Here is a 20,618-nt window from a genome sequence, read left to right as displayed (position 1 = left end):
CTTATTTAGATTGATGATTCACATCATTTCTATGCTCTACAATTTCAAGATTTGCATCTACAAAGTAAGCGCTCCCGAATCCGTTTACATAAGATCCTTTTACAGGCTGTAAGGCAATTAAAATAAAATCTCCCATTTCAGAAATTACGTCTACTACTTTTCCGTGAGTTTCTTTTAGTTTAGCTACTACCTGATTCCATACTTCGGAATCTCTTTCAATTTGAGAAGTTGCTGCCTCAAAAGTTAAACGTTCGCGGGCATAGATTTGTTTGGTCGCTGATTCATCTTCAATAAACATGATAGATGTTTTTCTTCCGTCAGCAAGGTTTTTGGTATGTTTTGCCATGAAAGAAACCAGAATATAAAATGTCTGTTCTACCTGTACAAAAGGTGCGTAGCTGGAATTGGGATTTCCTTCTGCATCTACAGTAGCCAGAATTATACTTTTGGAAGCATTGATCAGTTCTTGTACTTTTGGCGCAACAGGTTTAATTTTCTTTTCTGTATGGGTTTGACTCATAATACATTTATTTATCAGCTAAAATTAGTTATTTAAATTAAGACTAAATAACATTAACTTATGTTTAATCTCATAAAACTGAACTTGATCTACCGTTTTTATATCTTAATTATAAATCGTAATTTTGCCTTTCGTTATCAATTGAATTTAAAAACTATTCATTACATATGAGTACTACTACACAATACGTTCCTTATAAAGTTAAGGATATCTCCCTTGCAGAATGGGGTAGAAAAGAAATTACCCTTGCAGAAGCAGAAATGCCAGGTTTGATGTCTATCCGTGAAGAATACGGACCATCTCAACCCCTTAAAGGAGCAAGAATCGCAGGATGTCTTCACATGACAATCCAAACGGCTGTGCTTATCGAGACATTGGTAGCTTTAGGAGCTGAAGTTACCTGGTCATCTTGTAATATTTTCTCTACACAGGATCATGCTGCTGCTGCTATTGCTGCTGCAGGAATTCCGGTTTATGCTTGGAAAGGTTTAAATGAAGAAGATTTTGACTGGTGTATTGAGCAGACTTTATTCTTTGGTGAAGACAGAAAGCCATTAAACATGATTTTGGATGATGGTGGAGATTTAACAAACATGGTTTTTGATAAATACCCTGAATTCACAAAAGATATCAAAGGTCTTTCTGAAGAAACCACTACCGGAGTACACAGACTATACGAAAGAATGAAGAACGGAACTTTAGTAATGCCTGCTATCAACGTAAACGATTCAGTTACTAAATCTAAATTCGACAACAAATACGGATGTAAAGAATCTGCTGTAGATGCAGTAAGAAGAGCTACAGACGTAATGTTAGCCGGAAAAAGAGTGGTAGTTTGCGGATATGGAGACGTAGGTAAAGGTACTGCTGCTTCTTTCAGAGGAGCAGGTTCTATCGTTACTGTTACGGAAATTGACCCAATCTGTGCGCTTCAGGCTGCTATGGACGGTTATGAAGTAAAAAGATTAGATACTGTGGTAGACAACGCTGATATCGTCATCACTACAACAGGTAACTTCAACATCGTAAGAGGAGAGCATTTCCTTAAAATGAAAGATAAAGCGATCGTTTGTAACATTGGTCACTTCGATAACGAAATCGATATGGCTTGGTTGAACAAAAACTACGGTCAGACTAAATCTGAAGTGAAGCCTCAGGTTGATATCTATACTATTGAAGGTAAAGAAGTAATCATCCTTGCAGAAGGTAGATTGGTAAACTTAGGATGTGCTACTGGCCACCCAAGTTTCGTAATGTCTAACTCTTTCTCTAACCAGACTTTGGCTCAGATCGAATTATGGAACAACTCTGCAGCTTATGGTAATGAAGTATATATGCTTCCTAAGCACTTAGACGAGAAAGTAGCTGCTTTACACCTTAAGAAATTAAGTGTAGAACTTGAAACTCTTTCTCCTGAGCAGGCTGAGTATATTGGTGTAGACGTAAAAGGGCCATTCAAGCCTGAATACTACAGATACTAAGATCACAATAAAACATGATATCATCCCACTATTTTTAAGATAGTGGGATTTTTTTATGCAGGGATATAAAGCAATCCGTATTTTTGTCAGCTAAATTAATAACATGAAAAACTTCTTATTTCTGGGATTGATGAGCTCTGCTCTCTTCTTTAACAGCTGCAGCAGTAATGATGATAATGACGGAAGCAATACGCCTTCCGAACCAAAGACACTATTAAGTAAAGTCACTATCGTTTACTACGACAACCCGGCTCAGCCACAGACCAGCATACAAACGCTTGAATACAATAATCAGGGTGAACTTATCAAAACATTGTCCTCATCAGGATCATCCAAGTTTGAATACAGTAACGGAAAACCTGCAAAGACCACTTATTATAGGCCAGATGGCACCGTAGACTATTATTCATCTTATACTTACAATGGAGATCTATTAACCACTGTTAAGGCAATCTACACTAATAATCCGGATTACAACAGAACAATTACTTATAATTATAATACCAACGGACAGATGATTTCTTCATCTCTTTGCCAGTCGCCAGCTTGTTCCAATCCCATAGTGGATACTTTTACTTATGATGGAAACAATATTTCATCAGAAACTTCAGAAGGTGGAGGATCCAGCTACAGCACTAAAATTGTTTACTCTTATGATGATAAACTGAACCCATACGTAAATATCAACAAATACTTAAAAATTATGATGGGAGGAGCCTATACTGCAAGTAAAAACAATTATCTTACAGAAAAGATAAGCTTCAAAAGCAATGGAGTCTGGACACAAAACCAAACCCGAACTTCCACGATTCAATATAACAGCGCCGGATTCCCAGTGCAGGTTATATCAAAAGAAGCTAATGGAAGCCTTTCCGCTCAATACAACTACGAATATATCACTCAATAATAGGTAAGCTCTCCAAATTGGAGAGTTTTTTATGAACTAAATATTTTCGTCACCATTCTCATGGCTATTTTACAAATAAAGAATATATTTAGTCCTCATTTAAATAAAAACTTTTAATGCATGAAAATACAATTTTTTATAGGGTTGATGAGTTCATTTTTATTCTTCAACTGTAGCAGTAATAATGAAGAAAATGAAACCAATCCTTCTGAACCTCAAATATTATTAAGTAAAGCCACTACAGTTTATCATGGAAATTCGACTAATCCTTCAACAGATGTTGTCAAATTTGATTATAATAACCAAAAGCAGCTTATCAAAATCTCATCAGAAAACACAATCTCCATTTTAGAATATGATGCTACTGGAAGACCTTCAAAAATAAATTACCAGAAAACAGATGGTACAGGAGCATATTATAAGACCTGCACCTACAATGGTGATCAACTGACTATGGTTAAAACAATATATCCCACTAGTACATATAATGCAGCAATAACCTACAATAATGGTAAAGTTACTGCCACATCCCTTTGCGAATCTTCCAATTGTACAAACCCGTCTACGACTTCATATTCATATAGTGAGAATAATGTTTCGGAAGAAAATTCATTGAGTGACGGTATTGGTGGGCCTCATCATTTTAAAAAAGAATTTTCATATGATAACAAAGTAAATCCTTATTCTTTAATCAATAGATATTTTAGGATTTTTATGGGAGGGCCACAGTTTTTAAGTCAAAATAACTATACAACCGAAAAAATAAGCAAGAAAGACAATACAGGAAACTGGAATCAAATTCTAAATATCACCTACCAAATAGAATACAATAATTTTCAATTACCCATTCAGGTCATAGGAAAAGATGACGATGGTAACGAGTTTGTAAGATATACATACGAATATATAACTCAATAATAGGTAAGCTCTTCATTTTGGGGAGTTTTTTTATGAGCTGATCCCGCTATCCGCTCATACTCCTCGCCCATCGGCACTTCCAATCTTGCTGCGGGGTAACCGCTTCTATCGGGGCTATGAGATACGAGGTAAGAGGTGTAGGGTGCGATTATGGGTTTTGGAAGTTTATCCCTATCAACATTCAATAGGAATGGATTTTAGTCCGTTTTTACAATATAATAAAATCCGCTGGCTTTAGCCAAAACTTAAACACATTTCGTTTCTCTATTCAGGGTTTTGCCCATATTTTCTTTCTGTCAGACCTCTATTTATAAAAAATGAATATCTTAGCCCTCTTAAATAAAACATTAAACTATGAAAAAACAAAGAGTATCGAATGCATTCGTCGCGGCATCATGGGTAGCACTGGGAGCCGGAATGATCGGTTTCATCGTGGGTCTCGTAAGAGCTGAAATGCTACTGAATGAGAAAGGATATTATTTCACCATCCTTCTTTATGGCTTATTTGCCGTTGTTTCTCTGCAGAAAGCAGTAAGGGACCGATTAGAAAATATTCAGGTAACCGATATTTATTATGGCATTTGCTGGTTTGCGACATTATCATCCATTATACTACTAGCCATAGGACTTTGGAATGCAACCATTCTTCCAAGTGAAAAAGGTTTTTATGCTTTTGCATTTTTACTCGCTCTCTTCGGAGCCATCGCAGTCCAGAAAAATACACGTGACAATATGCTTCAGGAATAAAATAAAACTCTCCAAAACCGGAGAGTTTTTTATTTGATCAAAATAAACAATATTCAAAATAAAAACGAATAATATTACTGATATTTTAAAATTTTCATATATTTATATCATAAAACAGAGATATAGTTAAAAATATTCACTTATTTCTATTTTTACCTCAGAACTAATACCATAAACTATAATCATGATTTTTAAAAAAATCCCAATACTCATTTTCCTTTTGCTGGTATTCATAGCAAAAGCACAAAATGAATTCATCACCATCTGGAAAACCCAGAATGCACAACTCATTAAATTTCCCGGCCGGGGAACCAATTTCAAGGTATATTGGGAAGAGGTAGGATATCCGCAGCATAACGGAACAATGAATAATGTAACCTCAACTACTGAATTTATTGTCAACCTGGGAACACCTTTGAACCCTTCTCCATCTCAGGCCAGCTACAGAATCAAAATCAGTGATGGAAACGGAAGCTTCGATCAGGTAAGATTCTTCGACAATACATTAATTCCTACTTATAATGCTTCAGACCGTTCAAAAATCACCCAAATTACCCAATGGGGAAATATAAAATGGAAAAGCTTTGACAATGCTTTCGTATACTGCGACTACATGGATGTGACAGCTACTGATGTACCAGACCTCAGCATGGTAACCAGCATGCGCCAGATGTTTTATTTATGTACTTCATTAGTTGGCAATTCTTCTTTCGATACATGGAATACCTCTACCATTACAGATATGTATTATATGTTTGGTGATGATTATCAATTCAACCAGCCACTGGGAAACTGGGATACCTCGAATGTTACAGATATGTCCTATATGTTTGATTTTACAGGATTCAACCAATCTTTGGGTAAATGGAACACAGCTAAGGTCACCACCATGGAGCATATGTTTCATGATTCAGAAAATTTCAACCAGGATCTTCAAAACTGGAATACAGCCAATGTCACCAATATGAACGAAATGTTCCACGATACAGCTTTTAACCAAAATATCGGAAGATGGAATTTAAGTTCGTTAACAACAGCTACCGGCATGTTTCTCAATTCTGCGATGAGCTGCCTGAATTACGACAAGACCCTGTATGGATGGAGCCAGAGTTCATCAACGCCAGCTAATATCAACCTATCAAGTGCTTCTCCACTAGTCTACTCTCATGCTGATGCAGTAGCCGCAAGAAATTATTTAATCAATTCTAAAGGATGGACTATATCCGGTGATGCTTACAACGGATTGTGCAACCAGACCCTTTCAACTTCTGAAAAGGAAATAAACAGCAAAGCAGCTATTTATCCGAATCCGGTACAAGATTATATTTATTTGAAAAACATTCAGAATCCGGTAAGTTATATCATTACCGATATGAGTGGAAGAACTGTTGTCAAAGACCACCTTGACTATGAAAAGGTTAACGTCAGACTTTTGACTCCGGGAAATTATATCCTACAAATTTTGACAAAGAATAAAATCCATTCACTCCAATTTATCAAACAATAAACTATAGCCATGATTCTAAAAAAAATTCCAATGCTCATTTTCCTTTTGCTGATATTCTTAGCAAAAGCTCAGGAAGAATTCATCACGGTATGGAAGCCCAGCCTTCCCCCACCTTCTTATCCTTATGCAGGAATTCCTGTAAACTCAAATAATAATCAGATCTGGTTTCCCGGAATAGGAACTAATTACCAGATCTATTGGGAAGAAATAGGCTACCCGTCTCACAATGCCACTTTAGCAAATGTAACTTCTGTCTATCAAACCCTGATAGATTTCGGAACTCCGCACAATCCCAATCCATCAGATGCTACTTACCGGTTGAAAGTAAGCAATGGAAACGGAAATTTTCACCAGATCAGATTTGCAGACTGGGACATGCTCAATGATAACGGAATTGTAGGAGATGTTCATAAAATCATGGATATAGAACAATGGGGAAAGATTAAATGGACTTCTATGGAACAGGCTTTCCAGGCGTGTAAAATTTTAAATTTTACGGCAACTGACATTCCGGATCTGAAATTGGTAACTGATATGTCTTACATGTTTTCAGGATGTTATGGTTTAGTGGGAAATCCTACGATCAACAACTGGAATACATCCAATGTAACTACATTGCTTGGAACGTTTACAGGGTGCTTTGTTTTTAATCAGCCGGTTGGAAACTGGAATACTTCCAATGTGACGATGATGGGCATCACGTTCAATGTGGCTAAACTTTTCAATCAGCCATTAGACAACTGGGATACTTCTAAAGTAACTTCTACTACAGCCATGTTTAATGGAGCCGCGGAGTTCAACCGACCTATTGGAAATTGGGATATGTCTAACAATCTTGATGCAGAATTTATGTTTTCCGGGGCTACGAAATTCAATTATCCTCTTAAAGACTGGAATACTTCAAAAATCATAGAAATGAATCATATGTTTAATGGAGCAAAGGCTTTCAACCAGGATTTATCTATGTGGAATACAAGCAGTGTCACCATTATGAATGGTATGTTTTATAATGCTGAAAATTTTAACAGCGATATTTCCAATTGGGATACAAGAAAAGTAGAATGGATGCAGGATATGTTCAATGGTGCCAAAAGTTTTAATCAGAATATAGCAAAATGGAATGTAGCTTTAGTAAAAAACATGAACAGCATGTTCAGCAATGCCATTCTTTTTAACCAAAATTTAGGAAGCTGGAACCTGAGTTCTTTACTGTACGCTTCCAATATGTTTAAAAACTCTGCACTGAACTGCCAGAATTATGATGGTACTCTTTATGGGTGGAGCCTGAATCCTTCAACCGCAGCCAATATCAATCTGTCTTCGGTGTCTCCCCTTACCTATTCTCATAATGCAGCGGTAACTGCCAGAAATTATTTAATCAACAGTAAAGGCTGGACAATCAGCGGCGATACTTATAACGGAGAGTGCCAATCTTTCCTTGGAACATCCGATGTAAAGGTAAAAGGTGAAATCAATATCTATCCTAACCCTGCTGCAAATATTATCTATGTAAAAAATTCCAATACGAAAGACTTCAAAATTATTGATATGAGCGGAAGAATTGTTGTAAGCGGAGATCTGGTGAGTGAACAGATTAATATCCAGACTTTAATTCCGGGGAATTATATTTTACAGCTTTATTCAAAAGATAATATTCAGAATTTAAAATTCATCAAAAAATAACCATAAACTCTCAACATGCTATTAAAAAAAATTTCAACACTCTTTTTTCTGATACTGATTTTCATAGCGAAAGCTCAGGATGAATTTATTACCATCTGGAAGCCTGCATCCACTGTATTACCAACAGTGAATGTAGACGCACCTTATCAGGCAACCACACAGCAGATATGGTTTCCCGGGATTGGTGATAATTATGACATTTACTGGGAGGAAGTGGGCTATCCACAACACAATGGTTCCCTCCTCAACGTAACATCTACAAAACAGGTTTTCATTGACTTCGGGACGTCAATCGCAGAAAAAAATGATGCCAAATACAGGGTAAAAGTTACGAATGGTAACGGAATTTTCAGGCAAATAAAATTTGGAACTCCTCAACTATTTCCTACTCCTGAGCAAGTCATCCCTATTTGGCAGGTCAATGGAAGTTCAGATAAAATACTGGAAATAGAACAATGGGGTAATATTTCGTGGACTACTATGGAGAGTGCCTTCAGTCTGTGCAGGCTTATGCAGCTTACGGCAACAGATACTCCTAATCTTAATAATGTTGAAGATGCTTCTTTTATGTTTTATGGTACAACTAGTTTTAAGGGAGCCAGCTCTATGCAAAATTGGAATACTTCGAAAATTAAGAATTTCAGTTTTATGCTGTCTCTTTTATTTGATGTGAATCCATCTTCTGCAGTAATAGAACAGTTCAACTCACCTTATCTGGACAGCTGGAATATGTCTTCTGCTACAAACCTCAGCTATATGCTTGGAAACAGAACTGTTTTTAACCAGACTCTTAATAACTGGGACGTTTCAAAGGTCACAGATATGAGCTGGATGTTTGGACAGTGTTTAAGCTTCAATCAGCGTCTGGATAACTGGGATACTTCAAGCCTAGAAGATATACATTTTATGTTTCATATGATTCCTGTTTTCAATCAGCAGCTCAACTGGAATACGTCTAAGGTTACCAATATGGCTCATGCTTTTCATGGCTGTACATCATTTAATCAGTCTTTAGAAAATTGGGATATGACTAAAGTAACCAAAATAGACCAGATCCTAAATGTTGCATCAAGTTTTAATCAGTCATTAGGAAGCTGGAACTTAGTTTCCGTTACCAATGGTAATGGTGCTTTAACAATGTCAGGCATTAATTGTGAAAATTACAGCAAAACACTTATGGGATGGGCAGACAATCCCAATACAGCAAACAATGTCTCATTAGGTTCTTTAACAGGATTTAAATATGCATCAAATGTGTCAGACAAAAGGGATATTCTCATCAATAAAGGCTGGTCATTAATAGGTGATACTGTAGGAAGCTGTTTGTTATCTTCATCGGATATAAAACTGAATAAAAAACCTCTGCTTTATCCTAATCCTGCAGTGGATGATATTCATATTGAAGGAATAGCTGATATTAAAGGATATAAAATTTATGATGCAAGCGGAAGGCTTGTAAAAGAAGGAAATCCTAATAATGATTTGATCAATGTAAGTTCTTTGCCAAAAGGGAATTATATGATACAGCTCATCATGAAAGAAAAAACTATTTCTTCAAAATTCATTAAAAAATAAAAACAAAAAAGCCTCGCTGAAAAGTGAGGCTTTTATTTTGAGTTTAAAAGTAAACTATTTGTCAAAATGATTAGGATGCTGGGCTTTAATATCATCTACAGTTCCCAATACTTTATCTTTTAAAGAATCCTGGTATTTCTGAAGTTTTGCGGCTACTTCTTCATTTCCGCTTCCTAAAATTTTTGCTGCTAAGATCCCTGCATTCAAAGCTCCGTTCAAAGCTACAGTTGCTACAGGTATTCCACCAGGCATCTGAAGAATAGATAGAACAGAATCCCATCCGTCAATAGAATTACTGGACAAAATCGGAACTCCGATTACCGGAAGTGTAGTACAGCTTGCCACCATTCCCGGAAGATGTGCTGCTCCTCCAGCTCCTGCAACAATTACTTTCAGACCTCTTTCCTGAGCTGTTTTGGCATAATCGAACATTCTTTCCGGTGTTCTGTGTGCTGAAACTACAGTGAGTTCATAAGGGATATCAAGGCTTTTAAGAAAATTTGCAGCCTGTTCCATGATCGGCAGATCACTCTGACTGCCCATAATAATTCCTACCATCTTCAATTTATTAGATCTTCAAAGATAAAAGTCTTCTTTTAAAATAACAACTTTATTCGTTTCTAAATACAGATGGTGATATTCCTTTTACTTTTTTAAAAAACCTGTTCAGATGGCTTTTGTCCGTAAATCCAAACTCATCTGCTATCTCACTGATTCGCATATCACTGTACTGCAGGCGGTTTTCGATGAGTTTCATTTTGTACTGAACCGTATATTCATTTAACGTCATTCCTGTATTATTCTTAAAATAACGCCCTACATAAGTTTTTGAAATGCCAAACATCTTACTGATATTTTCACCTGTCAGTTTTTTAGGATCGTAAATATTCCCCTGAACATACTGAAGAATATCTGCGGCTTTATGATCTGTACTTTCATTTATTTCCAGCATATCTTCCTTTACCAGATTCTGTGCCACTGCAGTGAGAACAGCCTGTACAAGAAGCCTAACCAATTCATTATTATAGAAATTTCTATTTTGCATGGCAATTATCAGACTTTCCATAACTTTTTTAACCATAAGGATATTCTCCTCTCCTTTAATTACGGATCCCTGTAAAGTATGATTGGAAAAAACTTTTTCAAGCTGCTTCATAAATACACTTGTCATTGTATGGAGCTGAAAAAAAAGTTTATTGAATCGTATAAAAAAAAGCTGAGTTTGTGTTTTGAATATAAAACGATGGAAATCTTCCGGCACAAGCAAAAAAAGATCGCCTTCTGCATAAGAAAATGTATTACCATTAATCTCCTGCTCCCCGGTTCCTGAAACTATATAGACAAGTTCAAAGAAACTGACACTGTGATCACCTCTCGGACATACTTCTGCCAATTCTTTTAAAACAAGTTCAAACGGTTCCTGAAGAAAATCTTTTTTCATGACAATATTATACCCTTTTATCATGTAAAAATACAACATATAGGATTAGCAAATCACAGAAATTTGCAGAAGAAAAAAGAAAAGTTATGAATTCACAAAACAATAACACAAAAATGCAGGCTCTTGTATTAGAACAATTTGAAAAACCTTTTGTACTAAAAAAAACAGATAAACCTTCGCCTAAGGACCATGAAGTCCTTATTCAAATCAAATCAGCAGGATTGAATCCTTTAGATCTGAAAATCAAAAACGGACAGGCAGCTCATGCAAGAGTTAATCTTCCCGCTGTCCCAGGAATTGATATGTCCGGAATAGTAATAGAAACAGGAAAAAATGTAAAGAGTTTTAAAAAAGGAGATGAAGTTTTTGGAATGGTGGGTGGAGTTGGTATCCATCAGGGTACATTAGCAGAATATATTACTGCTGATGCAGACCATATCGGTTTAAAACCTGAACACATTTCATTTCAGGAAGCAGCAGCTCTTCCTCTGATATTGATTACTGCCTGGGAAGCTTTGGTTGATAAGATTAATATACAGCCTGATCAAACAATATTAATTCATGGAGGAGCTGGAGGTGTTGGCCATATTGCTGTACAGATAGCTGTTGCAAAAGGAGCAGAGGTATTTGCTACAGTGAGCCCGGAACATTTTGCAAGGATAAAAGAATACGGTGCTACTCCTATAGATTACACCAACCTTTCTGTTGATCAATATGTAAGTGAATATACTGATGGTAAAGGATTTGATGCTGTAATAGACACCATAGGAAACAGTGTACTGGACGATTCTTTTTTAGCTGTAAAAAAATACACAGGACACGTTGTGAGCATCCTTGGCTGGGGAAACCACAATCTTGCTCCTCTATCTTTTCGTAATTCTACCTATTCCGGAGTATTTACATTATACCCTTTATTGAGTGGCGAAAGAAAAAAACATCACGGTGATATTTTAAAAGCAGCGTTTCAACTTCTTGAAACCGGAAAAGTAAAGGTTCGTCTTCATCATCAATCCTATACTTTGGAACAAATAGAATCTGCCTATGAATTGCTTGAAAATAGAAAAGCAAGCGGGAAAATAGTGATTCAAATTTCGTAATGATAAAAAACTGCAACGGATTCTATTCTGCAAACCGACATCTGTACCAGCAAAAATGAAAGCAACTGTACCCATCATAATCATTTTAAAACAATTAAATTTGTTTGTTACACTACTTATTTACGTTGAAAGATTATAAACTTATTTTTGCTGTTCTTACCGTTGCTATGGTTTGGGGAACAACCTTTTTGGCCATCCGTGTTGCTGTAGAAACCATTCCCGCCTGGTTCGTAGCCGGAATCCGTCAGTTTTTAGCTTCTATCATTATGCTTGTCGTTCTTCTTTCGAGAAGAGAATTCAAATGGATTGGCTGGAAAAGCTTGGGATATCAGATTATTTTTTCTTCCCTGATGCTGGTGGTTGCCAATGGTATGACGACTGTGGCTGAAGAAACTGTTTCAAGCAGTCTTGCCTCACTCATCAGTGCATGCTCACCTATTCTGGTGTTTCTGGGAAGTGTGGCTGTTGGATTACAAAAGTTCAGCCTGCGGGCACTTAGTGGGATTATGTTGTGTTTCAGCGGTATTCTCTTTATTTTCTGGGACGGACTGAAAGATCTTGCCAATCCGGATTACAGAATGGGAATGATCTTCCTGTTCTGTGCTATTGCAGGATGGGCTTCAGGAACCATTTTCACTAAAAAATTAAATATCCAAAGCGGCAATATAACGTTGAACCTTTTCTATCAATTCTTATTTGCAGGCGTTGTTCAGATTATTTTGGCTTTCCTATTTTCTGAAAACTATAACTTTGGGAACTGGTCTGTAAAAAGTATTTCAGCCATGTTATACCTTTCTGTTTTTGGTTCTGTAGCTGCTTTTTTTGCTTTCCATTATGCATTGACCAAAATTTCGCCGGTACAGGTTTCTATTCTGGCTTATATCAACACCATCATCGCTATATTTCTAGGCTGGCTGATTATGGATGAAAAAGTCACGTTTAAGTTTATTCTTGCTGCGATACTCATCATTTGTGGTGTTTTTATTATTAACTACAAACCTGAGATGTTCAGGAGGCAGAAAGCATCATAATATGTGAAAAATTTCCTAATTTTTTTATTTGCTTTATTGTATTTCTATTCATTGAAAAGGGTTAAAATTTACAGGTAAGTATCAGAATTTCTTTACATTTGCCCAAATACAACTCTTATAACCATGAAGCAAAAACTATCCATCATTACTGTTTTACTTCTTCCTGCATTTTATTTTTCTCAAAAAGCAGAGCCAAGGGAAGAGATCAAACTGAAAAGTTTTGATTACAAAATCTATATTCAAAACAAAAAAGACAAAGAAACGGATCAGGAATTATATCTGATTCCTAATAAAGGAGATACTATCAGAGAAAATGCTCTTGTTAAAAAAATATCCGGGGAAGAAACTCACAGAGGTATTTATAGAATCAACAACACAGAAATTCATTTTGTGGATATTGATCTTACCACAGAAAAAATCAACCATAAAATCTATAGTCCCAATAAAAAAGGAGTACTTACCTTAGTCAAAGAAAATTCAAATCTGACCTCTTATCCAAAGGATCTTCCGCCAAAATTTAAAGACAATAAACCTCCGCATCCCGAATTCGAAGGTGGTGAAGCAGCATTGGAGCAATGGATTGAAAAAAACATCTATCCGGTCCTGGAAAAGAAATATAAGAAAAGAGAGAAAGGGAATTCTGTTCTTATTTTAGATATAAACCCAAACGGAGTTCCATCTTTTGTAGAAATAAAAAATTTGAATATTTCTGATACCATCAAAAAACAACTCACCGATATCGTAAAAACATTTCCTGTCTGGAAGACCAATATACAAGGATTTGACGTGTCGGGAATTGTCTTTATTCCTTTAGAATACTAAGGAGTATCGTCAGGGAGTATTTTCATATTCCCTCCATTTTCCCTATATTGTATACTCCAACCTATACAATATGCTGAAAAACACATTTTTTTTATTTCTGGCCGCCTCTTTTCTTCTTGTAAGCTGTGATTACAAAGAAAAGGAGAAAAACCTGACAGACAGAGAAAAACAATTATTAGAAAAAGAAAAAGTATTCGCGAAGAAAGAATCCGAATATCAGTCGCTCCTTAAAATGAGGGACAGTATTTTTGCCAAAAAAGATTCTGTAGTCATTACTTCTTCATGGCCCGCGGAAATTTCCGGTCCATGGAATGGAAAGGTCATCTGTACAGAATCCAACTGCAGTGAATATGCGGTGGGCGACCAGCGTACTGATATCTGGGAATTCGATAATGATTCTACCCAGCCTATTACTAAAATTATCAATAACAATAATCTGGTGAGGCTGTACACAGGCAAGTTTGAAAACAATGAGATCAGACTGTCTTTCAAAACCGATTCTACGGCCAAAAAGAATGTAGAAATGAGCGTTCTTCTTAATGATATTTCGGACAACAAGATCAAAGGTACAAGAACCATCACATCGGATGGCTGTACTGCCAAGTTCTCTGTTGAATTAGTACGTTCCACAAAATAAACACTTATGATTTTACTGAGTATACACAACCTGAGTCTTCCTATAGAAGATCCGGTACTGAAGTTCCTGTTGGTACTGGTCATCATTCTGGCAGCACCATTACTGCTAAATAAAATTAAAGTTCCCCATCTTTTGGGGCTTATCATCGCCGGAGCCATCATTGGTCCGAACGGATTCAATGTGCTATCCAGAGACAGCAGCATTGTAGTGACTGGAACCACCGGATTGCTATATATCATGTTTCTGGCAGGTCTTGAGATTGATATGGGAGATTTTAAAAAGAACAAATGGAAAAGTCTCACCTTTGGGCTCTATACCTTTATTGTCCCTTTTGTTTTAGGTTATCTGGGAGGGTATTATCTTCTGCATTTCTCTATGCTGACGTCTATTTTGTTTGCCAGTCTTTTTTCTTCCCATACCCTTATTGCTTATCCATTGGTGAGCAAGTTGGGAATCGCCAAAAACAAGGCTGTTAATATTACTGTTGGAGGTACTATGATCACAGATATCCTCGCATTATTAGTGCTTGCTGTGATTGTGGGAATGTCTCAGGGAGATGTGGGAACAGAATTTTGGGTTAAATTATCTGTTTCTTTCATTGTTTTTGCATTGATTGTACTCATCGTATTCCCTATTATAGGTCGTTGGTTCTTCAAAAGAGTGGATGATAAAATCTCACAATATATTTTTGTACTGGTCATGATTTATCTGGCGGCAATGCTGGCTGAACTAGCTGGAGTAGAAGCTATTATCGGAGCATTCTTTGCAGGATTGGCTTTAAACAGATTAATTCCTCATACTTCTTCTTTGATGAACAGAGTTGAATTTGTGGGAAATGCCATCTTTATTCCATTCTTCCTGATCAGTGTGGGAATGCTGATTGATTTTAAAGTTTTCTTTAAAAGCTGGGAAACGCTGGAAGTAGCCGGAATTATGCTGGTAGCTTCTATCGGAGGGAAATATCTTTCTGCGGTAGCCACTCAAAAAACATTCAGACTGACCAAAGAGGAAGGAAAACTGATTTTCGGGTTGAGTTCTGCATCAGCAGCAGCTACATTGGCTTCAGTAATGGTAGGATACAACATCATTCTTTCTGAAACCGAAACCGGAGAACCTGTAAGATTATTAAACGAGCATGTACTGAACGGAAGTATTTTACTGATCCTCATTTCGTGTACCATTTCCTCTTTCATTTCCATGGCAAGTGCTCAGAAAATTGCGGAAAGTGATAATGAAGATACCGTTTCCGGGAATACTCACGAAGAAGAAAGTATTCTATTGGCCATCAACCATGAGGCAACTGTTGAACGAATGGTGAACTTGGGAATTCTGATCAAAGCACATTCCAATACAGAAGATCTGTTTGCCCTGAATGTCATCAATGAAGATAAAAATGAATCTTCAGTAAAGAATGCGGAGAAACTTCTTCACCAGGCAACGGATGCGGCGGCGGCGGCGGATGTGAAGCTACAGGCCCTAAAAAGATATGACAATGACGTGGTTAATGGAGTCAATAATGTTATTAAAGAACAGAAAATCACCGACCTCATCATTGGATTGGAGGACGAAAAAGGATTCTCCCCTTCTTTTATCTATAATCTTTACAACGGCTATCTGCAGAATGATGATGTGAATGTACTCGTATATCATGCAGCACAACCGCTTTCCACCATAAAAAAATATGCGGTCATGATTCCTGAGAATGCGGATAAGGATGCCGGATTCTTCCATGCATTGCTAAGAGTCTGGAATATTGCCAGAAACTCCGGGGCTACAGTTGTTTTTTATGCTCCTGAAAACATCATTGATATTCTGCAGAAAATCATGAAGAAAGCCAGTATAGAAGCAGAATTTATCATTATGAGCACATGGCAGGATGGTGAAAGAACCGCTGCCCAGCTGAAAGATGATGAAGCACTGATTATTTTGATGGCAAAACGAGGCATGAAATCCTATATTCCACGAATGAGACTGATCCCTGAACTCCTGAACAGGAATCTGAATGATAACAATTATCTTCTGATCTTCCCTTTCTCAGAATATGATAAAAACAGTCCGGAAATACGTTCTGTAGGAAATCACGGAGATTTTGTGGAGATTGGAAATGTAATTCAGAAGATTTTCAAATAAAAGAATTTTAGATAGGCTGAAAGAGGGATGCTGGAAGTTATCTATGTATAAATAATCATTTTTTATTAAATCATCAAACAATTTGAGCCATCAATAGGAACGGGCTTTAGGCGAAACTTAATTTAGATTTTGGCTAAAGCCAATTGAATAATTACATAACAAAAAAGGGAGCTGTTTTTAAAGATAACAGCTCCCTTTTATATTTTTTAAATGTGGTTTACTCAGCAATTACTCTTACCATTCCTTTCACCTGTACAAGCTTTTCCATTAGCTCTTCCCTGGAATCTGCAAGGACATTGATGTGTCCCATTTTTCTTCCTGGTTTGGTTTCGGTTTTCCCATATAAATGGATGTAGGTTTCAGGTAACTTAAGAATATCTTCCATTCCCTCGTATACTACTTTTCCAGCATATCCTTCTGCTCCTACCAGATTCAGCATTCCGCTGTACGTGATGGCATCAGTATCGGCTAAAGGCAGATTTTTTACCACACGGTACATCTGCTCAAACTGAGAATTGGTATTTCCTTCCTGACTCTGATGTCCTGAATTGTGAAGTCTTGGAGCAGTTTCATTTACCCATATTTTACCTTCTTTGTCAAGGAATAATTCGATAGCAAACAATCCTGGAGAGTTCACAGCATTTAAGAATTTCTCTGTAATAGAATCAATCTGCCCCTGAACATCTTCTGTCAGAAGAACCGGACAAACATTGAAATCCAAAAGATTTAATTTTGGATCAGCGACCATTTCTGTTATCGGAAAAACATTGGTTTCTCCTTTTTCATTTCTGGCTACAATGACAGAAAGTTCTTTTTCAATATCCACCAGACTTTCAATAACAGATGCTTCTGTCCATAAGTGCTGATAATCTTCTTCTGTTTTGATCACCTGTACTCCTTTTCCATCATATCCGCCTGTATTCATCTTTTGAACAAATGGCAATGGCATGATAATTTTCTCTTCACTGTTCCATACCACCTGAAATTCCGGACTTGGAATATCATGAGTTTTATAAAATTCTTTCTGAAGGATCTTTTGCTGGATCGTTTTGATGATATTGGCATTAGGAACCACTCTTATTCCCTGCTTTTCAAGTTCTGCCAATGCATCAGCGTTTACGTGTTCTATTTCAATCGTAACAACATCTTTATCTTTTCCGAAGTTCAGAACCGTATCATAGTCATTAAAATTCCCCTGTGTAAAATATGAGATATTATGACATGGTGCATCAGAAGCCGGATCCAGAGTATAAAACTCATCATCATACTTCAGTGCGCTTTGTATCAACATTCTTCCCAGCTGTCCGCCTCCCAGAATTCCTATTTTCATTTTTTATTTTTATTAGATTTACTTCTTATTGAATTTTATCAATTTTTAAATACCCAAGTCCCATCGGGTTCTTCTGATCTTCTGCATCAGATTTTTTAAGAACGATAGCATATTTTTCTTTCATATAGGCAGGAAGAATATCACTCACATTGAAAATATCATCAATATCTACTCCATGCTTATCATCAATATGACTTACAGCGCCTTCAAAGCCCATTGTCTGATAAAATTCAGTAGCTTTTGCCCTTTTTATAATCTCTCCCATAGACTGCCCTACCATTAAGTGCTGCTCATGAAATTCTTCAAAGAAACCAGGTTTGTAACCTCCCAGATTAAGGAAAAACAATTGGTCTTCTGATGACTTCTCTCCTTTCTCTACAATTTCCACTTCATAGCCGTCAGCAAATCTCACTTCCTGATAACAATCCAGATGAATTTTACCTTCTGCTTCCTTCCAAAACTCTTTCATATCCGGAATCAAATCTTTAAGATTCTCTGCTATTCCGAAGAAAACATCGTGCTGCTCAATATTTCTTCCTTTAGGAGTTGCCCCAAGGATAACATAAAATAATTTCATTACATTTTTCATGCATACAAAAATACGTTAAATTTATCTTTTTCAAATGTTTGGCAGACTACTACAATAATTTTATATTTGTAACATTATTTGTAGTATGTCAGAAATCATCATACTCTTCCTTGGCGCAATTTCCGCTGGTCTTTTAGGTTCACTTACGGGTTTAGGAGGAGGAGTTATTATCATTCCTTTATTAACGCTAGGTTTTGGCGTTCCAATGCATTATGCTATCGGTGCTTCACTTATTTCAGTGATTGGTACCTCTTCCGGCGCGGCTGTAGCTTTCGTCAAAGAAGGGTTTACCAATATGAGAATCGGGATGTTTCTCGAAATTGCCACCACCGCAGGTGCTATTGCAGGTGCCCTGGTTTCGGGAATGCTTAACCCTAATACAATCGGAATTATTTTCGCTAGTATCCTTCTTTTAACGGTTATTTTAAATCTTAAAGGTAAGCCTGATCACCAGGAACCTTTGGTCAAAGGAAGTCTGGAAGAGAAGCTGAAATTGTACGGAACATTCCCTGATAAAGGAATATTGAAAAGTTATTCTGCAAGAAATACAGTTCCTGGATTTTTGATGATGATGTTTGCAGGTGCCATGTCTGGACTTTTAGGAATAGGTTCTGGAGCGTTGAAGGTATTGGCAATGGACAATATGATGAAACTGCCTTTCAAGGTATCTACAACAACCAGTAACTTCATGATTGGGGTAACGGCTGTAGCCAGTGCGCTGATCTATTTCCAGAGAGGCGAAATTATTCCTGTGATTGTAGCTCCGGTTTTAATTGGGGTTGTCATCGGAAGTTTTATCGGCTCAAAAACGCTGATGGTATCCAAGACCAAAAAATTAAAAGTATTTTTTGCCATTGTAATTACCATTCTGTCTATTTACATGATGTATAACGGTATCAACAAAAGCTTCAGATAATGAGAAAGAATTTTACAGATGTAGATCTGAACCGCTCCGTAGGAAACCTTCTGAGACTGGGTGTTATTCTTTCTGTGGCCACCTCTCTAATCGGTTTTATCAAGTTATTTTTTGAGGGTTTTAAAATGCCTGAAAAATATACAAGCCTTGTGGTAGGTACTTCTTCAGATAAAGTGTGGGGACATTTCTGGAATTCTCTGTGCAAAGGAGAAGGAATGGCCATTATTCAGTTGGGAATTCTTCTGTTGATTTTCACACCTTTGATGAGGATTGTTTTTGCTTTAATAGGGTATTTAAAAGAAAAAGACTACGTATATGTAGTCATTTCTTCAATCGTGTTAGCAATTATGGCGGTAAGTTTCTTTGCTGGATACGCTCACTAATTTTTACATTTCATAAAACTCTAACGGCAATTGATCGGGATCCTGGGTAAAGAAAAATTCTTTCCCGGTGAATTCATCTATGCGGATTTCTTCACAGTTTAAGCCTTTTTCAATCAGCTCATTTCTTTTTTCTGCCACATTTCCAACAGAAAAAGCAAGATGTCTTAAGCCACACGCTTCAGGTCGCGAAGGCCGTTGTGGAGGATTGGGAAAAGAAAACAGCTCAATCACATAATGATCCCCGATAGCCAGATCAAGTTTATAAGACTGTCTTTCTTCACGGTATACTTCCCGAATGATATTCAGATCTAAAATTTCCGTATAAAATTTCTTTGAAACGGCATAATCTGAACATATAATTGCAATATGGTGAATCTTCATTTTTTTATTTTAAACTAATTTTCAATTGAATTTTATTACTGTATTTCTTTACAGTTATCCTTTCTTCTTGTATCAATAATATACTGGATTTTCCATTCGTTATTCTGCTTTACCAGCTGAAAACTATTGGCCCCGCAATGTGATAATTTCCCCTTTAAATAAAAAGAATAAGGAGTAAATACACTGGCCAGGTTTCCATCTGTATGAACAGCTTCTACTGTGATTCTTTCATCCAGATCCCCTTTTGTAAATTTTGAAACCGAAGCAACGAAATCCGGTATACTGTCACTTTTTACAGTACCGTCTTTCGTGATTGTTTGCAACACTGCATTCTCCGAAAAAGCAGATTTTACGAGTTCTGAGTCTGCATTTTTCATGCCAAGGAACAGGTTACGGATAGGTTTTTCAATATCTTTATTCTGCTGCCCGAAGCCAGAAATACTGATCAGAACAAGAAGTATAACTATTTTATTCATAGTATAGATTTAGATAATTAAAAATAGATAAAATAAAATTTAAATTG

At 36.7% G+C, this 20,618-nt stretch carries 21 protein-coding genes; 14 read left to right on the top strand and 7 right to left on the bottom strand.

Annotation, left to right across the window (positions count from 1 at the left end; translation table 11 throughout):
• Position 1: 1 nt before the first annotated feature.
• On the bottom strand, positions 2 to 520 hold the full coding sequence (locus GFU89_RS10365; RefSeq protein ID WP_318847054.1) for a pyridoxamine 5'-phosphate oxidase family protein: 519 nt from the start codon (positions 518 to 520) through the stop codon (positions 2 to 4).
• Between the two features lie 167 nt (positions 521 to 687).
• On the opposite strand from GFU89_RS10365, the gene ahcY reads away from it, so the two are divergent.
• From ahcY to GFU89_RS10330, 7 genes are all read left to right on the top strand, one after another.
• Positions 688 to 2,001 carry an adenosylhomocysteinase gene (ahcY, locus tag GFU89_RS10360; RefSeq protein WP_124533807.1) on the top strand — a complete coding sequence of 438 codons (1,314 nt, stop codon included), beginning with the start codon at positions 688 to 690 and terminating at the stop codon, positions 1,999 to 2,001.
• A 103-nt stretch (positions 2,002 to 2,104) separates the two neighbouring features.
• Complete coding sequence (locus GFU89_RS10355; RefSeq protein ID WP_318847053.1) at positions 2,105 to 2,908, top strand: hypothetical protein; 804 nt, start codon at positions 2,105 to 2,107, stop codon at positions 2,906 to 2,908.
• Positions 2,909 to 3,028: 120 nt separating this feature from the next.
• The gene (locus tag GFU89_RS10350) at positions 3,029 to 3,826 is read left to right on the top strand and encodes a hypothetical protein (protein WP_318847052.1); all 798 of its coding nucleotides are present in this window, start codon (positions 3,029 to 3,031) and stop codon (positions 3,824 to 3,826) included.
• A 354-nt stretch (positions 3,827 to 4,180) separates the two neighbouring features.
• On the top strand, positions 4,181 to 4,573 hold the full coding sequence (gene yiaA / locus GFU89_RS10345; RefSeq protein WP_318847051.1) for an inner membrane protein YiaA: 393 nt from the start codon (positions 4,181 to 4,183) through the stop codon (positions 4,571 to 4,573).
• Between the two features lie 184 nt (positions 4,574 to 4,757).
• Entirely contained in the window at positions 4,758 to 6,080 is a 1,323-nt protein-coding gene (locus GFU89_RS10340; RefSeq protein WP_318847050.1) for a BspA family leucine-rich repeat surface protein, read from the top strand.
• A 9-nt stretch (positions 6,081 to 6,089) separates the two neighbouring features.
• Positions 6,090 to 7,763 carry a BspA family leucine-rich repeat surface protein gene (locus GFU89_RS10335; protein WP_318847049.1) on the top strand — a complete coding sequence of 558 codons (1,674 nt, stop codon included), beginning with the start codon at positions 6,090 to 6,092 and terminating at the stop codon, positions 7,761 to 7,763.
• Between the two features lie 15 nt (positions 7,764 to 7,778).
• Complete coding sequence (locus GFU89_RS10330) at positions 7,779 to 9,338, top strand: BspA family leucine-rich repeat surface protein (RefSeq protein ID WP_318847048.1); 1,560 nt, start codon at positions 7,779 to 7,781, stop codon at positions 9,336 to 9,338.
• 54 nt (positions 9,339 to 9,392) lie between these two features.
• Here the strand turns inward: GFU89_RS10330 and purE are convergent, their stop codons facing one another.
• Positions 9,393 to 9,896: a 5-(carboxyamino)imidazole ribonucleotide mutase gene (gene purE, locus GFU89_RS10325; protein ID WP_034699885.1), complete on the bottom strand. Its 504-nt coding sequence runs from the start codon at positions 9,894 to 9,896 to the stop codon at positions 9,393 to 9,395.
• A 52-nt stretch (positions 9,897 to 9,948) separates the two neighbouring features.
• Positions 9,949 to 10,779, bottom strand: coding sequence for an AraC family transcriptional regulator (locus tag GFU89_RS10320; RefSeq protein WP_318847047.1), 831 nt, complete (start codon positions 10,777 to 10,779; stop codon positions 9,949 to 9,951).
• Positions 10,780 to 10,865: 86 nt separating this feature from the next.
• Between GFU89_RS10320 and GFU89_RS10315 the strand changes: the two genes are divergently transcribed.
• From GFU89_RS10315 to GFU89_RS10295, 5 genes are all read left to right on the top strand, one after another.
• Entirely contained in the window at positions 10,866 to 11,876 is a 1,011-nt protein-coding gene (locus tag GFU89_RS10315) for a zinc-dependent alcohol dehydrogenase family protein (RefSeq protein WP_318847046.1), read from the top strand.
• Positions 11,877 to 12,001: 125 nt separating this feature from the next.
• Positions 12,002 to 12,907 (top strand): DMT family transporter, encoded by a 906-nt coding sequence (locus GFU89_RS10310; RefSeq protein ID WP_318847170.1) that lies wholly within the window; start codon positions 12,002 to 12,004, stop codon positions 12,905 to 12,907.
• Between the two features lie 123 nt (positions 12,908 to 13,030).
• Entirely contained in the window at positions 13,031 to 13,729 is a 699-nt protein-coding gene (locus GFU89_RS10305) for a hypothetical protein (RefSeq protein WP_318847045.1), read from the top strand.
• Positions 13,730 to 13,799: 70 nt separating this feature from the next.
• Positions 13,800 to 14,366 carry a hypothetical protein gene (locus GFU89_RS10300; protein ID WP_318847044.1) on the top strand — a complete coding sequence of 189 codons (567 nt, stop codon included), beginning with the start codon at positions 13,800 to 13,802 and terminating at the stop codon, positions 14,364 to 14,366.
• 6 nt (positions 14,367 to 14,372) lie between these two features.
• Positions 14,373 to 16,496 carry a cation:proton antiporter gene (locus GFU89_RS10295; RefSeq protein WP_318847043.1) on the top strand — a complete coding sequence of 708 codons (2,124 nt, stop codon included), beginning with the start codon at positions 14,373 to 14,375 and terminating at the stop codon, positions 16,494 to 16,496.
• A gap of 217 nt (positions 16,497 to 16,713) precedes the next feature.
• Here the strand turns inward: GFU89_RS10295 and GFU89_RS10290 are convergent, their stop codons facing one another.
• A complete protein-coding gene (locus GFU89_RS10290; protein WP_318847042.1) occupies positions 16,714 to 17,826 on the bottom strand; it encodes a 5-(carboxyamino)imidazole ribonucleotide synthase in 1,113 nt (370 codons plus the stop codon).
• 25 nt (positions 17,827 to 17,851) lie between these two features.
• Complete coding sequence (locus GFU89_RS10285; protein WP_318847041.1) at positions 17,852 to 18,403, bottom strand: DUF1543 domain-containing protein; 552 nt, start codon at positions 18,401 to 18,403, stop codon at positions 17,852 to 17,854.
• Positions 18,404 to 18,500: 97 nt separating this feature from the next.
• On the opposite strand from GFU89_RS10285, the gene GFU89_RS10280 reads away from it, so the two are divergent.
• Both GFU89_RS10280 and GFU89_RS10275 read left to right on the top strand, forming a co-directional pair.
• Positions 18,501 to 19,331: a sulfite exporter TauE/SafE family protein gene (locus GFU89_RS10280; protein ID WP_318847040.1), complete on the top strand. Its 831-nt coding sequence runs from the start codon at positions 18,501 to 18,503 to the stop codon at positions 19,329 to 19,331.
• Positions 19,331 to 19,714, top strand: a complete 384-nt coding sequence (locus tag GFU89_RS10275) for a DUF1634 domain-containing protein (RefSeq protein WP_149833103.1) — start codon at positions 19,331 to 19,333, stop codon at positions 19,712 to 19,714. Before GFU89_RS10280 ends, GFU89_RS10275 begins: the two co-directional genes overlap by 1 nt.
• 3 nt (positions 19,715 to 19,717) lie before the next feature.
• On the opposite strand, the gene GFU89_RS10270 is transcribed toward GFU89_RS10275, so the two are convergent.
• Both GFU89_RS10270 and GFU89_RS10265 read right to left on the bottom strand, forming a co-directional pair.
• Positions 19,718 to 20,095 carry a VOC family protein gene (locus GFU89_RS10270; RefSeq protein ID WP_318847039.1) on the bottom strand — a complete coding sequence of 126 codons (378 nt, stop codon included), beginning with the start codon at positions 20,093 to 20,095 and terminating at the stop codon, positions 19,718 to 19,720.
• A gap of 35 nt (positions 20,096 to 20,130) precedes the next feature.
• Positions 20,131 to 20,571: a nuclear transport factor 2 family protein gene (locus tag GFU89_RS10265; RefSeq protein WP_318847038.1), complete on the bottom strand. Its 441-nt coding sequence runs from the start codon at positions 20,569 to 20,571 to the stop codon at positions 20,131 to 20,133.
• Positions 20,572 to 20,618: the final 47 nt, after the last annotated feature.

Origin of the sequence: Chryseobacterium sp. JV558 (genome assembly GCF_033712365.1) — a bacterium.
GTDB lineage: Bacteria > Bacteroidota > Bacteroidia > Flavobacteriales > Weeksellaceae > Chryseobacterium.
Note: the sequence above shows the minus strand (reverse complement) of the source record. Positions and strands in the feature narration are given on the sequence as shown.

What these genes read in the sequence shown, in the direction of transcription:
- GFU89_RS10365 (WP_318847054.1), bottom strand. Translation starts at nt 520, where the DNA reads ATGAGTCAAACCCATACAGAAAAGAAAATTAAACCTGTTGCGCCAAAA.
- ahcY (WP_124533807.1), top strand. Translation starts at nt 688, where the DNA reads ATGAGTACTACTACACAATACGTTCCTTATAAAGTTAAGGATATCTCC.
- GFU89_RS10355 (WP_318847053.1), top strand. Translation starts at nt 2,105, where the DNA reads ATGAAAAACTTCTTATTTCTGGGATTGATGAGCTCTGCTCTCTTCTTT.
- GFU89_RS10350 (WP_318847052.1), top strand. Translation starts at nt 3,029, where the DNA reads ATGAAAATACAATTTTTTATAGGGTTGATGAGTTCATTTTTATTCTTC.
- yiaA (WP_318847051.1), top strand. Translation starts at nt 4,181, where the DNA reads ATGAAAAAACAAAGAGTATCGAATGCATTCGTCGCGGCATCATGGGTA.
- GFU89_RS10340 (WP_318847050.1), top strand. Translation starts at nt 4,758, where the DNA reads ATGATTTTTAAAAAAATCCCAATACTCATTTTCCTTTTGCTGGTATTC.
- GFU89_RS10335 (WP_318847049.1), top strand. Translation starts at nt 6,090, where the DNA reads ATGATTCTAAAAAAAATTCCAATGCTCATTTTCCTTTTGCTGATATTC.
- GFU89_RS10330 (WP_318847048.1), top strand. Translation starts at nt 7,779, where the DNA reads ATGCTATTAAAAAAAATTTCAACACTCTTTTTTCTGATACTGATTTTC.
- purE (WP_034699885.1), bottom strand. Translation starts at nt 9,896, where the DNA reads ATGGTAGGAATTATTATGGGCAGTCAGAGTGATCTGCCGATCATGGAA.
- GFU89_RS10320 (WP_318847047.1), bottom strand. Translation starts at nt 10,779, where the DNA reads ATGAAAAAAGATTTTCTTCAGGAACCGTTTGAACTTGTTTTAAAAGAA.
- GFU89_RS10315 (WP_318847046.1), top strand. Translation starts at nt 10,866, where the DNA reads ATGAATTCACAAAACAATAACACAAAAATGCAGGCTCTTGTATTAGAA.
- GFU89_RS10305 (WP_318847045.1), top strand. Translation starts at nt 13,031, where the DNA reads ATGAAGCAAAAACTATCCATCATTACTGTTTTACTTCTTCCTGCATTT.
- GFU89_RS10300 (WP_318847044.1), top strand. Translation starts at nt 13,800, where the DNA reads ATGCTGAAAAACACATTTTTTTTATTTCTGGCCGCCTCTTTTCTTCTT.
- GFU89_RS10295 (WP_318847043.1), top strand. Translation starts at nt 14,373, where the DNA reads ATGATTTTACTGAGTATACACAACCTGAGTCTTCCTATAGAAGATCCG.
- GFU89_RS10290 (WP_318847042.1), bottom strand. Translation starts at nt 17,826, where the DNA reads ATGAAAATAGGAATTCTGGGAGGCGGACAGCTGGGAAGAATGTTGATA.
- GFU89_RS10285 (WP_318847041.1), bottom strand. Translation starts at nt 18,403, where the DNA reads ATGAAATTATTTTATGTTATCCTTGGGGCAACTCCTAAAGGAAGAAAT.
- GFU89_RS10280 (WP_318847040.1), top strand. Translation starts at nt 18,501, where the DNA reads ATGTCAGAAATCATCATACTCTTCCTTGGCGCAATTTCCGCTGGTCTT.
- GFU89_RS10275 (WP_149833103.1), top strand. Translation starts at nt 19,331, where the DNA reads ATGAGAAAGAATTTTACAGATGTAGATCTGAACCGCTCCGTAGGAAAC.
- GFU89_RS10270 (WP_318847039.1), bottom strand. Translation starts at nt 20,095, where the DNA reads ATGAAGATTCACCATATTGCAATTATATGTTCAGATTATGCCGTTTCA.
- GFU89_RS10265 (WP_318847038.1), bottom strand. Translation starts at nt 20,571, where the DNA reads ATGAATAAAATAGTTATACTTCTTGTTCTGATCAGTATTTCTGGCTTC.